The sequence below is a fragment of the Streptomyces sp. SAI-135 genome (assembly GCF_029893805.1).
Taxonomy (GTDB): Bacteria; Actinomycetota; Actinomycetes; order Streptomycetales; family Streptomycetaceae; genus Streptomyces.
The window spans coordinates 5,489,603-5,503,428 of sequence record NZ_JARXYP010000002.1 but is presented as its reverse complement, the minus strand read 5'-3'; the positions used below and the strand labels follow the sequence as shown (position 1 = coordinate 5,503,428).

Genomic DNA, 13,826 nt, shown 5'->3' with positions numbered 1-13,826 from the left:
CGGCCCGCGGACGGGCGATCGAGCTAGCCCAACGGATCCGGAGCCGCGACGATCCCGTGCTCCGCGAGCTTCGCCTTGCCCCCGTCGGGAGCCGTGAGCACCAGCGGACCTTCCTCCGTCAGGGCGACCGAGTGCTCCCAGTGGGACGACCACGTGCCGTCCGTCGTGATGACCGTCCAGTCGTCCGACAGGACCTCCGTCCTGGGCGTGCCCAGGGACACCATCGGCTCGATCGCCAGGCAGAACCCGGTGACCAGCTTCGGCCCCTTCCCCCGGCGCCGGTCGACGTAGTTCAGCAGGTGCGGGTCCATGTGCATCTCGGTGCCGATGCCGTGGCCGCCGTAGTCCTCGATGATCCCGTAGCGGCCGCCGCCCGGCTTCGGCTGGCGGCGGATGTACGTCTCGATGGCCCGGGAGACGTCGACGAGCCGGTTGCCCTGCTTCATCGCCGCGATGCCGGCCCACATGGACTCCTCGGTCACCCGCGAGAGCTCGATCAGCTCCGGAGCGTGGCCCGAGCCCACGAACGCGGTGTAGGCCGCGTCCCCGTGCCAGCCGTCGATGATCGCGCCGCAGTCGATGGAGATGATGTCGCCGTCCTTGAGGACGACCTCGTCGGACGGGATGCCGTGGACGACGACCTCGTTCACCGAGGTGCAGATCGTCGCCGGAAAGCCGCCGTAGCCCAGGAAGTTCGGCTTCGCGTCGTGCTCCGCGAGCACCTTGCGCGCGACCTGGTCGAGATCCCTGGTCGTGGCCCCGGGCACCGCGGCCTCTCGGGTCGCCGCGTGGATGGCGGCGACGACCAGCCCCGCCTCGCGCATCTTGGCGATCTGCTCGGGGGTCTTGATCTGCACCATGCGGCGGAAGCCTTTCGAGGGAAGAGGGACGGGCGCCTTCAACGATACGTGCACCCACACAGCAGCCGCGGCCCCCTCGGAAGGGAACCGCGGCTGACGTACGCGGAGGAACCGCTAGGCGGCGTCGTCCTCGTGCTGGAGCGCCTCCATGGCACGGCCGGTGACGTCCTCCACCTTGCCGAGCGCCGAGATCGTGACCACCAGGCCCTGGGCCTTGTAGTAGTCGATGATCGGCTCGGTCTGGGTGTGGTAGACCTCCAGGCGCTTGCGGACCGTCTCCTCGGAGTCGTCGTCGCGCTGGTACAGCTCGCCGCCGCAGACGTCACAGACGCCGTCCTGCTTCGGCGCCTTGTACGAGACGTGGAAGACGTGCGCCGAGTCGTTGCGGCAGATGCGGCGGCCGGCGATGCGCTTGACGACCTCCTCCTCGGGTACTTCGAGGTCCAGCACCGCGTCGAGCTTCATGCCCTCGGTCTGGAGCATCTCGTCGAGCGCCTCGGCCTGCGAGACGTTGCGCGGGAAGCCGTCGAGCAGGAAGCCGTTCACGGCGTCCGGCTGCTCCATGCGGTCCTTGGCCATCCCGATGGTGACCTCGTCCGGAACCAGGTTGCCCGCGTCCATGTAGGACTTCGCGAGCTTGCCGAGGTCCGTCTGCTGGCTGATGTTGGCGCGGAACAGGTCGCCCGTGGAGATGTGCGGAATCGACAGGTTCTTGGCCAGGAACGCGGCCTGCGTTCCCTTACCGGCGCCCGGCGGCCCGACGAGGACGATACGCATCAGCGGAGGAACCCTTCGTAATTGCGCTGCTGGAGCTGGCTCTCGATCTGCTTCACCGTCTCGAGACCGACACCCACGATGATCAGGATGCTGGTCCCGCCGAACGGGAAGTTCTGGCTTGCCCCGAAGCCGACCAACGCCATCGTTGGCACAAGAGCGATCAGACCCAAGTACAGCGAACCCGGCCAGGTGATCCGGTTGAGCACGTAGGAGAGGTACTCAGCGGTCGGTCGGCCAGCCCGGATGCCCGGGATGAAGCCACCATACTTCTTCATGTTGTCGGCGACTTCCTCGGGGTTGAAGGAGATCGCCACGTAGAAGAACGCGAAGAACACGATGAGCAAGAAGTACAGCGTGATGTAGATCGGGTGGTCGCCCTTGACGAGGTTGGCCTCGATCCAGGTCTTCCAGCCGGAGTTGCCGCTCGAGAACTGCGCGATCAGAGCCGGGATGTAGAGCAGCGACGACGCGAAGATGACCGGGATCACACCGGCCTGGTTGACCTTCAGCGGGATGTACGTCGACGTACCGCCGTAGGAACGGCGGCCGATCATGCGCTTCGCGTACTGCACGGGGATGCGGCGCTGGGCCTGCTCCACGAAGACCACCAGACCGACCATGACGAGGCCGACCGCGATGACGGTGCCGAACTCGATCCAGCCGTCGGCCAGGGTGCCCTGCTTCTTGATGGCCCACAGCGCGGAGGGGAAGGTGGCGGCGATCGAGATGAACATCAGGATCGACATGCCGTTGCCGATGCCGCGGTCGGTGATGAGCTCACCGAGCCACATGACGACGGCCGTACCGGCGGTCATCGTGACGACCATGACGATCGTGGTGAAGATCGCGCGGTCCGGCACGATGCTCGACGCGACCGTGCAGCCGGAGAAGAGGGCGCCGCTGCGGGCGGTGGCGACGAGGCCGGTGCCCTGGAGGATGGCGAGCGCCACCGTGAGGTAACGGGTGTACTGCGTGATCTTCGCCGTACCGGCCTGGCCCTCCTTCTTGAGGGCTTCCAGGCGCGGGATGACCACGGTGAGCAGCTGCAGAATGATGCTCGCCGTGATGTACGGCATGATGCCGAGCGCGAAGACCGTGATCTGCAGCAGCGCGCCGCCGCTGAACATGTTGACCAGACCGAAGAGTCCCTGGTTGCCGGACGCCTGGTCCACGCACTCCTGGACCGACTTGTAGTCGACGCCGGGGATCGGGATGTGGGTACCCACGCGGTACACCACGATGATGCCGAGCGTGAAGAGCAGCTTCTTGCGCAGGTCGGGCGTCTTGAACGCCCGGGCGCGAACGCGGTGAGCACGGTGCCTCCTGCGACCCCCGCGCTACTGCGTCAAGGGTGACGGTCTTGAGGTTCGACGAATATGTGGGAAAGCAGTGCAGGCCACCTTACCCGGGGCGCCGCCTGCCGTGGAACGACCAACCGGGGATACCTCGTTGTGAGGTATCCCCGGTGGGTACTGCTTCAGGTCATCGCGCTCAGACGAGCTCGGTGACCGTGCCGCCGGCGGCGGTGATCTTCTCCTTGGCGGAGCCGGAGACGGCGTCGACCGTCACCTGCAGCGCCACGGAGATCTCGCCCTGGCCGAGGACCTTGACGAGGCTGTTCTTGCGAACGGCACCCTTGGCCACCAGACCCTCGACGGTGACCTCGCCACCCTCGGGGTAGAGCGCGGCCAGCTTGTCGAGGTTCACGACCTGGAACTCGGTCTTGAACGGGTTCTTGAAGCCCTTCAGCTTCGGAAGACGCATGTGGAGGGGCATCTGGCCACCCTCGAAGCGCTCCGGAACCTGGTAACGGGCCTTCGTACCCTTGGTACCACGACCAGCCGTCTTACCCTTCGACGCCTCACCACGACCCACACGGGTCTTGGCGGTCTTGGCGCCCGGGGCGGGACGGAGGTTGTGGATCTTGAGCGGGTTGTTCTCCGCCATGATCAGTCGACCTCCTCGACCGTCACGAGGTGGCGGACGGTGTGCACCATTCCGCGGAACTCGGGGCGGTCCTCCTTGACGACCTGCGTGTTGATGCCCTTGAGACCAAGGGAGCGCAGGGTGTCACGGTGGTTCTGCTTGCTGCCGATGTACGACTTCGTCTGCGTGATCTTGAGCTGAGCCATTACGCAGCACCAGCCCCGGCACGCGCACGGAGCAGAGCCGCGGGAGCGACGTCCTCGAGGGGCAGACCGCGGCGGGCCGCGATCTCCTCGGGACGCTGCAGGCCCTTCAGGGCCTCCACGGTCGCGTGCACGATGTTGATCGCGTTCGACGAGCCGAGCGACTTCGACAGCACGTCGTGGATACCGGCGCACTCCAGGACGGCACGCACGGGACCACCGGCGATAACACCGGTACCCGGCGAAGCCGGCTTGAGGAGAACGACGCCGGCAGCCTTCTCACCCGTGATCGGGTGCGGGATGGTGCCCTGGATACGGGGGACCTTGAAGAAGTGCTTCTTGGCCTCCTCAACACCCTTGGCGATGGCGGCCGGCACCTCCTTGGCCTTGCCGTAACCGACACCCACGGTGCCGTCACCGTCGCCCACCACGACCAGCGCGGTGAAGCTGAAGCGACGACCACCCTTCACAACCTTGGCGACACGGTTGATCGCGACGACACGCTCAACGTAAGCAGTCTTCTCGGCGGCGGCTGCGCCACCGTCACGACCCTTACGGTCCCGCCGCTCGCCGCCACCGGCACCGCCACCGCGGCGCTGGGGTCCAGCCATTGGATTACCTCTCTCTTTCCGCTAGCTACGAGCGGCTCAGAACTTGAGCCCGGCTTCGCGGGCGGCGTCCGCCAGGGCGGCGATGCGCCCGGCGTACTGGTTGCCACCACGGTCGAATACGACGGCCTCGACACCGGCGGCCTTGGCGCGCTCGGCGACCAGGGCACCGACCTGCTTGGCCTGCGCGGACTTGTCGCCCTCGCCACCGCGGACCGTGGTGTCCAGGGTGGACGCCGACGCCAGGGTGTGACCCTTGATGTCGTCGATCACCTGGGCCACGATGTGGCGGTTCGAGCGGGTAACGACCAGACGGGGACGCTCCGCCGTACCGGAGATCCGCTTGCGGATCCGGATGTGACGGCGCTTGATCGCGGCGCGCTTGTAGGCGTCGCCCTTGAGGATCTTCTGTCCGTATGCCATGGCTTACTTACCCGCCTTTCCGACCTTGCGGCGGATGACTTCGCCCTCGTACTTGACGCCCTTGGCCTTGTACGGGTCGGGCTTGCGCAGCTTGCGGATGTTGGCCGCAACCTCGCCGACCTTCTGCTTGTCGATGCCCTCGACCGAGAACCGGGTGGGGGCCTCCACCTTGAAGGTGATGCCCTCGGGGGCCTCGACGGTGATCGGGTGGCTGTAGCCGAGAGCGAACTCGAGGTTCGAACCCTTGGCCGTCACGCGGTAACCGACACCGCTGATCTCGAGCTTCTTCACGTAACCCTGGGTCACGCCGGTGATCATGTTCGCCACCAGCGTGCGGGACAGGCCGTGCAGGGCCTTGTTCTGACGCTCGTCGTTGGGGCGGGTGACGTTGAGAACGCCGTCCTCACCCTTGGCGATGTCGATCGGCGCAGCGACGGTGTGGGTCAGTTCGCCCTTGGGGCCCTTGACCGAGACCGTACGGCCGTCGATGGTGACGTCCACGCCGGCGGGAACCGTGATGGGGAGCTTGCCAATACGCGACATAGCTGTTTCCTCCGTTCCCTTCCGCTACCAGACGTAGGCGAGGACTTCCCCACCCACGCCCTTCTTGCCGGCCTGCTTGTCGGTCAGGAGACCGTGCGACGTGGAGATGATCGCCACGCCGAGGCCACCGAGGACCTTGGGCAGGTTGGTGGACTTCGCGTACACCCGGAGACCGGGCTTGGAGATCCGCTTGATGCCCGCGATGGAGCGCTCACGGTTCGGGCCGAACTTCAGCTCGAGGACGAGGTTCTTGCCGACCTCGGCGTCCTCGACCTTCCAGCCCGTGATGAAGCCCTCCTGCTGGAGGATCTCCGCGATGTGAGACTTGATCTTGGACGCCGGCATCGTCACGGAGTCGTGGTACGCCGAGTTCGCGTTCCGCAGACGCGTAAGCATGTCTGCGATCGGATCAGTCATGGTCATGAATTGGCCTTCGGCCTCTCTCGCCGGGGTTTCCAGGTGCCCATCCCTCTCCTCGATCCGAGACGAGGCGGGTGCGGTGCGGTGGACCTACGGCGTAGTAAGTCGTACGGGCGTCAGGGCGCCCAACCCTCCCAGCCTAAGCCATGGAGGAGTGGGCCCCTGACCAAACCCTTTGCTTACCGAGAGCTTCAGGTAACCCCAACTAGGGGATTACCAGGAGCTCTTGGTCACGCCCGGCAGCTCGCCACGGTGAGCCATCTCACGAAGGCAGACGCGGCACAGGCCGAACTTGCGGTACACGGAGTGCGGACGGCCGCAGCGCTGGCAGCGGGTGTAGCCACGCACACCGAACTTGGGCTTGCGAGCAGCCTTGGCAATCAGAGCCTTCTTCGCCATCTCGCTCACGCCTCCTTGAACGGGAAGCCGAGGTGACGAAGGAGCGCGCGGCCCTCAGCGTCGTTGGTCGCCGTGGTCACCACGGTGATGTCCATGCCCCGGGTACGGTCGATCTTGTCCTGGTCGATCTCGTGGAACATGACCTGCTCCGTGAGACCGAAGGTGTAGTTGCCACGGCCGTCGAACTGCTTGGGGGACAGGCCGCGGAAGTCGCGGATGCGCGGCAGCGCGAGCGACAGGGTGCGGTCCAGGAACTCCCACATGCGGTCGCCACGGAGCGTGACGTGGGCACCGATCGGCTGGCCCTCACGCAGCTTGAACTGCGCGATGGACTTGCGGGCCTTGGTGACGGCCGGCTTCTGACCGGTGATCGTGGTGAGGTCGCGGATGGCGCCCTCGATCAGCTTGGAGTCGCGGGCGGCGTCGCCCACACCCATGTTGACCACGATCTTGACGAGGCCGGGGATCTGCATGACGTTCTCGTACTTGAACTCGTCACGCAGCTTGCCCGCGATCTCCTCGCGGTACTTCGTCTTGAGACGCGGAGTGGTGGTGGTAGCCATCAGATGTCCTCACCCGTCCGCTTGGCAACGCGGATCTTGTTGCCCTCGTCGTCGAAGCGGTAACCGACACGCGTGACGACCTTGTTGCCGTCCTTCTCAACGACCAGCTGGACGTTGGAGACGTGGATCGGCGCCTCGGTCGTGACGATGCCACCGGCCTGCGAACCGCGAGCGGTCGGGCCGGCCTTGGTGTGCTTCTTGACCCGGTTGACACCCTCGACCAGGACGCGGTCCTCGCGGGGGAAGGCCGCGATGACCTTGCCCTGCTTGCCCTTGTCCTTACCGGTGATGACCTGGACCAGGTCGCCCTTCTTGATCTTCATGCTTACAGCACCTCCGGCGCGAGCGAGATGATCTTCATGAACTTCTTCTCGCGCAGCTCACGGCCGACGGGGCCGAAGATACGGGTGCCGCGAGGGTCGCCGTCGTTCTTCAGAATGACGGCGGCGTTCTCGTCGAAGCGGATGTACGAGCCGTCCGGACGGCGGCGCTCCTTGACGGTGCGAACGATGACCGCCTTGACGACGTCACCCTTCTTCACGTTGCCACCGGGGATCGCGTCCTTGACGGTGGCGACGATGACGTCACCGATGCCCGCGTAGCGGCGACCGGAGCCACCGAGCACACGGATGCAAAGGATCTCCTTCGCACCAGTGTTGTCGGCGACACGCAGTCGCGACTCCTGCTGGATCACGTCTATCTCCTGTTTGTCTGCCGGTTCCCCGGGGGCCGTTCAGGAACGGCCCCCGGAGCCTGGCGGAACTGTCCTGCGGGATGATCCCCGCAGGAATTACTTGGCCTTCTCGAGGATCTCGACGACGCGCCAGCGCTTGGTCGCCGACAGCGGGCGGGTCTCCGCGAGGAGGACCCGGTCGCCGACGCCGGCAGCGTTCTGCTCGTCGTGCGCCTTGAGCTTGTTGGTACGGCGGATGACCTTGCCGTACAGCGCGTGCTTGACGCGGTCCTCGACGGCGACGACGACGGTCTTGTCCATCTTGTCGCTGACGACGAGACCCTCACGGGTCTTGCGGAAGCCGCGGGCCTCTGCAGTCTGCTCAGTCACGTTGCTCTCACTCATCAGGCGCTCTCCACCGTCTCGATGCCCAGCTCGCGCTCACGCATCAGGGTGTAGATCCGCGCGATGTCCTTACGGACGGCCTTGAGCCGACCGTGGTTCTCGAGCTGACCGGTCGCCGCCTGGAAGCGGAGGTTGAACAGCTCTTCCTTGGCCTCGCGGAGCTTGTTCAGCAGCTCCTCGTTGCCCAGTTCGCGCAGCTCGGACGCCTTGGTACCGGCCGACATCACGCTTCACCTGCCTCGCGCTTGACGATCCGGCACTTCATCGGCAGCTTGTGGGCTGCGCGAGTCAGCGCCTCACGGGCGATCTTCTCGTTGGGGTACGACAGCTCGAACATGACCCGGCCCGGGTGCACGTTCGCGATCCACCACTCCGGAGAACCCTTACCGGAACCCATGCGGGTCTCGGCAGGCTTCTTGGTGAGGGGACGGTCCGGATAGATGTTGATCCAGACCTTGCCGCCACGCTTGATGTGGCGGGTCATCGCGATACGGGCCGCCTCGATCTGGCGGTTGGTCACGTACGCCGGCGTGAGGGCCTGAATGCCGTACTCGCCGAACGCGACCGTCGTACCGCCCTTGGCCTGACCACGGCGCTTCGGGTGGTGCTGCTTGCGGTGCTTGACCCTACGGGGGATCAGCATGTCGGTCAGCCCTCCGTTCCGGTGCTCTCAGCCGGAGCGGCGGCGGGAGCCTCGGCCTTGGGGGCCTCGGCGCCGGCAGCCTGCTGCGGCTTGCGACCGCGCCGCTCGCCACCGCGGCCACCACGGGCCGGGCGGTCGGCACCACCGCGGGCCGGGCGGTTACCCGCACGGGCAGCGGCGTTCTCGGCGCGGACCTCGGCGATGTTCTTGACGTCGCCCTTGTAGATCCAGACCTTCACACCGATGCGGCCGAAGGTCGTCTTGGCCTCGAAGAAGCCGTAGTCCACGTTCGCGCGGAGCGTGTGCAGGGGCACGCGGCCCTCGCGGTAGAACTCCGAGCGGGACATCTCGGCGCCACCGAGGCGGCCACCGCACTGGATCTTGATGCCCTTGGCGCCGGCCTTCATCGCCGACTGCATGCTCTTACGCATGGCCCGACGGAAGGAGACGCGGGAGGAGAGCTGCTCGGCGACGGCCTGGGCAACCAGCTGAGCGTCGGTCTCGGGGTTCTTGACCTCGAGGATGTTCAGCTGGACCTGCTTGCCCGTGAGCTTCTCGAGGTCACCGCGGATGCGGTCGGCCTCGGCGCCACGGCGGCCGATGACGATGCCCGGACGCGCGGTGTGGATGTCCACGCGGACGCGGTCACGGGTGCGCTCGATCTCCACCTTCGAGATGCCGGCGCGCTCCATGCCGGACGTCATCATCCGACGGATGGCGACGTCTTCCTTGACGTAGTCCTTGTACAGCTTGTCGGCGTACCACCGGGACTTGAAGTCCGTGGTGACACCGAGCCGGAACCCATGCGGGTTAACCTTCTGGCCCATTACCGGGTTCCTTCCTTGCTGCTGACGACCACGGTGATGTGGCTGGTCCGCTTGCGGATCCGGTAGGCACGGCCCTGGGCGCGCGGACGGAACCGCTTCAGGGTCGGGCCCTCGTCGACGTACGCCTCGGAGATGAAGAGGCTGTCGGCGTCGGTGTGGTCGTAGTTGTGCGCGGCGTTGGCGATGGCGCTGTCGAGCACCTTGCCGACGGGCACTGAGGCGGCCTGCGGAGCGAATCGCAGGACCGCCTGAGCCTCCGTGGCGTCCATGCCACGGATAAGGTCCACCACGCGGCGGGCCTTCATGGGCGTAACGCGGATGTACCGCGCCTGGGCCCTGGCTTCCATGGTTGTCCCTCTCAGTTACTTACGTGTCTGAATGCGATCCGCGTTTAGCGGCGCTTCGACTTCCGGTCGTCCTTGACGTGACCCCGGAAGGTGCGCGTCGGCGAGAACTCGCCGAGCTTGTGGCCGACCATCGACTCGGTGACGAACACCGGGATGTGGGTCTTGCCGTTGTGCACCGCGATCGTGTGGCCGAGCATGGCCGGGACGATCATCGAGCGACGGGACCAGGTCTTGATGACGTTCTTGGAACCGGCTTCGTTCTGGGCGTCCACCTTCTTGATCAGGTGGTCGTCGACGAAGGGCCCCTTCTTGAGACTGCGCGGCATCTAAACCCGCTCCTAGCGCTTCTTGTTCGTCTTGCGGCGGCGGACGATGTACTTGTTCGAAGCCTTCTTCGGCGAACGAGTACGACCCTCCTTCTGACCCCAGGGGCTGACCGGGTGGCGACCACCGGAGGTCTTGCCCTCACCACCACCGTGGGGGTGGTCAACCGGGTTCATCGCCACACCGCGAACGGTCGGGCGGACGCCCAGCCAGCGCTTGCGGCCGGCCTTACCCCAGTTGATGTTGCTCTGCTCGGCGTTGCCGACCTCGCCGACCGTGGCGCGGCAGCGCTGGTCGACCAGGCGGATCTCACCGGAGGGCATGCGGAGGTGGGCCATCGTGCCCTCCTTCGCGAGCAGCTGCACGGAGGCACCGGCGGAGCGGGCGAACTTGGCGCCGCCACCGGGACGGAGCTCGATCGCGTGGATCGTGGTACCGACCGGGATGTTGCGGAGCGCCAGGTTGTTGCCCGGCTTGATGTCGGCCCCGGGACCGTTCTCGACGCGGTCACCCTGCTGCAGGTTGCGCGGGGCGAGGATGTAGCGCTTCTCGCCGTCGGCGTAGTGCAGCAGCGCGATGCGCGCGGTGCGGTTGGGGTCGTACTCGATGTGCGCGACCTTCGCCGGCACGCCGTCCTTGTCATGGCGACGGAAGTCGATGACACGGTAGGCGCGCTTGTGTCCGCCACCCTGGTGGCGAACGGTCACACGACCGGCGTTGTTACGGCCGCCCTTGCTGTGCAGCGGGCGGACCAGCGACTTCTCCGGCGTGGACCGCGTGACCTCGACGAAGTCGGCGACGCTGGAGCCACGACGGCCCGGCGTAGTCGGCTTGTACTTGCGGATTCCCATTTCTCAGTCCTCGTCCGATATCGGACGATCCGACCCGCTTACGCGGTCGGACCGCCGAAGATGTCGATACGGTCGCCCTCGGCAAGGGTCACGATCGCGCGCTTGCTGTCGGCACGCTTGCCGAAGCCGGTGCGGGTCCGCTTGCGCTTGCCCTGGCGGTTGATCGTGTTGACCCCGGTGACCTTGACCGAGAAGACCGCCTGGACGGCCTGCTTGATCTGGGTCTTGTTGGCGCCGGGGGCCACGATGAACGTGTACTTGCCCTCGTCGAGAAGCGCGTAGCTCTTCTCGGACACGACCGGCTTCAGCAGGACGTCACGGGGGTCCGTGAAGGCCTTGCTCGCCGGCGTGACGACGGTGTTCTTGCCCTCGGCGGCGTGGCGGCGCGCCTTGGCGACGCGCGCGGCCTTGGCGGCCTTCGCAGCCTTGGAGGCGATGCTCGGGTGACGCGTAGCCATCAGGCCTCGCTCCCTTCGGTGTCGTTGGCCTTCGGGCCGGACACGAAGGACTCGAAGGCGGCCTGGGTGAAGACCACGTCGTCCGAGACGAGAACGTCGTACGTGTTCAGCTGGCCCGGCTCCAGGATGTGGACCTGGGGCAGGTTGCGGGCGGACAGCCACGCGGCCTCGTCGGCACGGTCGACGACCAGGAGCAGGTTCTTGCGCTCCGAGATCTTGCCGAACAGCGACTTGGCGGCCTTCGTGGAGGGGGTCGCGCCCTCGACCACGCCGGAGACGACGTGGATGCGGTTGTGGCGGGCCCGGTCGGTGAGGGCGTGGCGCAGGGCCGCGGCCTTCATCTTCTTCGGGGTCCGCTGCGAGTAGTCACGCGGCACGGGGCCGTGGACGACGCCACCGCCGGCGAACTGCGGCGCACGGGTCGAACCCTGACGGGCGCGGCCGGTGCCCTTCTGGCGGTACGGCTTCTTGCCGCCACCACGGACCTCGCCACGCGTCTTGGTCTTGTGCGTGCCCTGGCGGGCAGCGGCCAGCTGCGCGACGACGACCTGGTGGATCAGCGGGATGCTGACCTTCTCGACGTCGAAGATCTCGGCCGGGAGCTCGACGGTCCCGGCGGTGTCGCCGGAGGGCGACAGAATGTCAATGGTGCTCATATCCTCAGGCCCCCTTGGCCGCGGTGCGGACCAGGACGAGGCCGCCGTTCGGACCAGGAACCGCACCCTTGATGAGGAGCAGGCCCTTCTCCGCGTCAACGGCGTGAACGGTCAGGTTCTGGGTGGTGACCCGCTCGTTGCCCATACGACCCGCCATGCGGAGGCCCTTGAACACGCGGCCCGGGGTGGCGCAGCCACCGATGGAACCGGGAGAGCGGTGCTTGCGCTGGGTGCCGTGACCGGCGCCGAGGCCCTTGAAGTTGTGACGCTTCATGACACCGGCGAAGCCCTTGCCCTTGCTCTTGCCGGTCACGTCGACCTTGATCCCGGCCTCGAACACCTCAGCGGTGATCTCCTGGCCGAGGGTGTACTCGGAGGCGTCCGCGGTGCGGATCTCGACGAGGTGGCGACGCGGGGTGACATCGGCCTTGGCGAAGTGGCCCTTGAGGGGCTTGTTCACCTTGCGCGGGTCGATCTCGCCGAACGCGATCTGGACGGACTCGTAGCCGTCGACGTCGTTCGTACGGACCTGGGTCACGACGTTGGGGCCGGCCTTGACGACGGTGACCGGAACAACACGGTTGTTCTCGTCCCACACCTGCGTCATGCCGAGCTTCTCGCCCAGGATGCCCTTGATCTGCTTAGCCATCGTTCAGATCACCGGCCTCAGAGCTTGATCTCGATGTCGACACCGGCCGGGAGGTCGAGTCGCATCAGAGAGTCAACGGTCTTGGGGGTCGGGTCGAGGATGTCGATCAGGCGCTTGTGCGTGCGCATCTCGAAGTGCTCGCGCGAGTCCTTGTACTTGTGCGGCGACTTGATGACGCAGTACACGTTCTTCTCAGTGGGCAGCGGCACCGGGCCCGCGACCGACGCACCAGTGCGCGTCACCGTCTCGACGATCTTCTTCGCCGAGGAGTCGATGACCTCGTGGTCGTAGGCCTTGAGCCGGATGCGGATCTTCTGTCCCGCCATGGCTACTCGTTAGTCCTGTCTCTCTACAGCTCTGGAACCCGGCGTTCCCTTGACTTCCTCCGACCCACGCGGTCGGGCGTGTCGCACTCTCGCTGACACAGATGTCCCTTGTCCGAACATCTTTTGCCTGAGAAAGAGGTTCACCGGGTGCCTGGCCGGTGCCGCACTGACACTTCCCGAAAGATTCCCGTACGTCCGCCCCAGCGCTGCCTTACGGCAGTTGGAACGACGAGTACTGTGGGACTCGCTTCCGGTCCTCCCGGCGGGAGGCGCGCAGCATCAACACTCGACCGAGCAACCCCGCTAGTCTGCCATACGGGGCACGGGCCTGGCCAATCGAGCGGGAGACAATACCCCGAGAGTGACGCAGGTCAAACACGGCTCGAACGTCCAGGCGTGACGGTCAGCACTCCAGGTCGCTCCGCGCTGGGCGTTACCGCGACCCCCGCTCTTGATCCACTGCAACTGGGAGTCGGTGCCCTGGATCACGTGTCCGCCAGCTGATGTTGGACGAAGACCTGTGACTCACAGAGAGTGAGCGCCTGCGGTACGGATGATTCCGTACCGCAGCTCAAGGATGCGGAGGCGCTTGAGCTCTCGGACCGGGCGGCCATGGCCACCACCGGCGAGCACCCTCAGCCGAAACGTCCGCGAACGTCAGCACCTTAATGCCACCCGCCGGCCCCGCGCGTCTCTCTCGGTCCATCGACATCACGTGAAGCTCCACGTTCCGCACCCGCGCCACCTCCAGCAAGTGTTCGAGCCGCCCCCCACGGCGCCGCCCGCCAACCGAGCGGACGCCGAACCGGCCGTTCCTCCGGCACGAAGCCGAGCTCGGGCGCCGGGCCCCGCTCGAAGTCCGCCCTGCGGGCCAGAGGGTCGTAGAGCTGAAGTTCGACCGCGTTCGCCTCCAACTCCCCCACGCTCGCGCCTTGTCCACGTCCC

Annotated in this window: 24 protein-coding genes; all 24 read right to left on the bottom strand. The window is 66.4% G+C overall.

The features are described from left to right. Positions 1–23 precede the first annotated feature (23 nt). Entirely contained in the window at positions 24–860 is an 837-nt protein-coding gene (gene map / locus M2163_RS29555; protein WP_280849851.1) for a type I methionyl aminopeptidase, read from the bottom strand. 114 nt (positions 861–974) lie between these two features. After that, entirely contained in the window at positions 975–1,637 is a 663-nt protein-coding gene (locus M2163_RS29550) for an adenylate kinase (RefSeq protein WP_280849852.1), read from the bottom strand. Continuing rightward, entirely contained in the window at positions 1,637–2,911 is a 1,275-nt protein-coding gene (gene secY / locus M2163_RS29545) for a preprotein translocase subunit SecY (RefSeq protein WP_280897333.1), read from the bottom strand. Before secY ends, M2163_RS29550 begins: the two co-directional genes overlap by 1 nt. 217 nt (positions 2,912–3,128) lie before the next feature. Then, entirely contained in the window at positions 3,129–3,584 is a 456-nt protein-coding gene (gene rplO, locus M2163_RS29540) for a 50S ribosomal protein L15 (protein WP_003974249.1), read from the bottom strand. Positions 3,585–3,586: 2 nt separating this feature from the next. Beyond that, a complete protein-coding gene (rpmD, locus tag M2163_RS29535) occupies positions 3,587–3,769 on the bottom strand; it encodes a 50S ribosomal protein L30 (protein ID WP_005481207.1) in 183 nt (60 codons plus the stop codon). Then, entirely contained in the window at positions 3,769–4,377 is a 609-nt protein-coding gene (gene rpsE / locus M2163_RS29530) for a 30S ribosomal protein S5 (RefSeq protein WP_030671799.1), read from the bottom strand. The genes rpmD and rpsE overlap by 1 nt, the downstream gene beginning before the upstream one ends. Before the next feature lie 36 nt (positions 4,378–4,413). Next, positions 4,414–4,797: a 50S ribosomal protein L18 gene (gene rplR / locus M2163_RS29525; protein ID WP_030317315.1), complete on the bottom strand. Its 384-nt coding sequence runs from the start codon at positions 4,795–4,797 to the stop codon at positions 4,414–4,416. 3 nt (positions 4,798–4,800) lie between these two features. After that, the gene (gene rplF / locus M2163_RS29520; protein WP_053846786.1) at positions 4,801–5,340 is read right to left on the bottom strand and encodes a 50S ribosomal protein L6; all 540 of its coding nucleotides are present in this window, start codon (positions 5,338–5,340) and stop codon (positions 4,801–4,803) included. 24 nt (positions 5,341–5,364) lie between these two features. Beyond that, entirely contained in the window at positions 5,365–5,763 is a 399-nt protein-coding gene (rpsH, locus tag M2163_RS29515) for a 30S ribosomal protein S8 (RefSeq protein ID WP_007384075.1), read from the bottom strand. A 210-nt stretch (positions 5,764–5,973) separates the two neighbouring features. After that, positions 5,974–6,159 (bottom strand): type Z 30S ribosomal protein S14, encoded by a 186-nt coding sequence (locus M2163_RS29510; RefSeq protein ID WP_003948630.1) that lies wholly within the window; start codon positions 6,157–6,159, stop codon positions 5,974–5,976. Between the two features lie 5 nt (positions 6,160–6,164). After that, positions 6,165–6,722, bottom strand: a complete 558-nt coding sequence (gene rplE / locus M2163_RS29505; RefSeq protein WP_020135807.1) for a 50S ribosomal protein L5 — start codon at positions 6,720–6,722, stop codon at positions 6,165–6,167. Continuing rightward, entirely contained in the window at positions 6,722–7,045 is a 324-nt protein-coding gene (gene rplX, locus M2163_RS29500) for a 50S ribosomal protein L24 (RefSeq protein ID WP_003992365.1), read from the bottom strand. Before rplX ends, rplE begins: the two co-directional genes overlap by 1 nt. Positions 7,046–7,047: 2 nt before the next feature. Next, entirely contained in the window at positions 7,048–7,416 is a 369-nt protein-coding gene (gene rplN, locus M2163_RS29495) for a 50S ribosomal protein L14 (protein ID WP_003998823.1), read from the bottom strand. A 96-nt stretch (positions 7,417–7,512) separates the two neighbouring features. Next, entirely contained in the window at positions 7,513–7,800 is a 288-nt protein-coding gene (gene rpsQ, locus M2163_RS29490; protein WP_007384073.1) for a 30S ribosomal protein S17, read from the bottom strand. After that, positions 7,800–8,024, bottom strand: coding sequence for a 50S ribosomal protein L29 (rpmC, locus tag M2163_RS29485; protein ID WP_010036720.1), 225 nt, complete (start codon positions 8,022–8,024; stop codon positions 7,800–7,802). The genes rpsQ and rpmC overlap by 1 nt, the downstream gene beginning before the upstream one ends. Further along, entirely contained in the window at positions 8,024–8,443 is a 420-nt protein-coding gene (gene rplP / locus M2163_RS29480; RefSeq protein WP_004927269.1) for a 50S ribosomal protein L16, read from the bottom strand. Before rplP ends, rpmC begins: the two co-directional genes overlap by 1 nt. Before the next feature lie 5 nt (positions 8,444–8,448). Continuing rightward, positions 8,449–9,270: a 30S ribosomal protein S3 gene (gene rpsC / locus M2163_RS29475; protein WP_280895491.1), complete on the bottom strand. Its 822-nt coding sequence runs from the start codon at positions 9,268–9,270 to the stop codon at positions 8,449–8,451. Next, positions 9,270–9,617, bottom strand: a complete 348-nt coding sequence (gene rplV / locus M2163_RS29470) for a 50S ribosomal protein L22 (RefSeq protein ID WP_003974262.1) — start codon at positions 9,615–9,617, stop codon at positions 9,270–9,272. Before rplV ends, rpsC begins: the two co-directional genes overlap by 1 nt. Positions 9,618–9,661: 44 nt before the next feature. Continuing rightward, positions 9,662–9,943, bottom strand: a complete 282-nt coding sequence (gene rpsS / locus M2163_RS29465) for a 30S ribosomal protein S19 (RefSeq protein WP_007384069.1) — start codon at positions 9,941–9,943, stop codon at positions 9,662–9,664. Between the two features lie 12 nt (positions 9,944–9,955). Further along, positions 9,956–10,792, bottom strand: coding sequence for a 50S ribosomal protein L2 (gene rplB / locus M2163_RS29460; protein WP_007384068.1), 837 nt, complete (start codon positions 10,790–10,792; stop codon positions 9,956–9,958). A gap of 38 nt (positions 10,793–10,830) precedes the next feature. Continuing rightward, a complete protein-coding gene (gene rplW, locus M2163_RS29455) occupies positions 10,831–11,250 on the bottom strand; it encodes a 50S ribosomal protein L23 (protein ID WP_053846787.1) in 420 nt (139 codons plus the stop codon). Then, a complete protein-coding gene (rplD, locus tag M2163_RS29450; protein WP_053846788.1) occupies positions 11,250–11,906 on the bottom strand; it encodes a 50S ribosomal protein L4 in 657 nt (218 codons plus the stop codon). The genes rplW and rplD overlap by 1 nt, the downstream gene beginning before the upstream one ends. A gap of 4 nt (positions 11,907–11,910) precedes the next feature. Beyond that, on the bottom strand, positions 11,911–12,555 hold the full coding sequence (gene rplC, locus M2163_RS29445; protein WP_020135811.1) for a 50S ribosomal protein L3: 645 nt from the start codon (positions 12,553–12,555) through the stop codon (positions 11,911–11,913). Between the two features lie 17 nt (positions 12,556–12,572). Continuing rightward, positions 12,573–12,881 carry a 30S ribosomal protein S10 gene (gene rpsJ, locus M2163_RS29440; protein WP_003948644.1) on the bottom strand — a complete coding sequence of 103 codons (309 nt, stop codon included), beginning with the start codon at positions 12,879–12,881 and terminating at the stop codon, positions 12,573–12,575. Between the last annotated feature and the right edge of the window lie 945 nt (positions 12,882–13,826).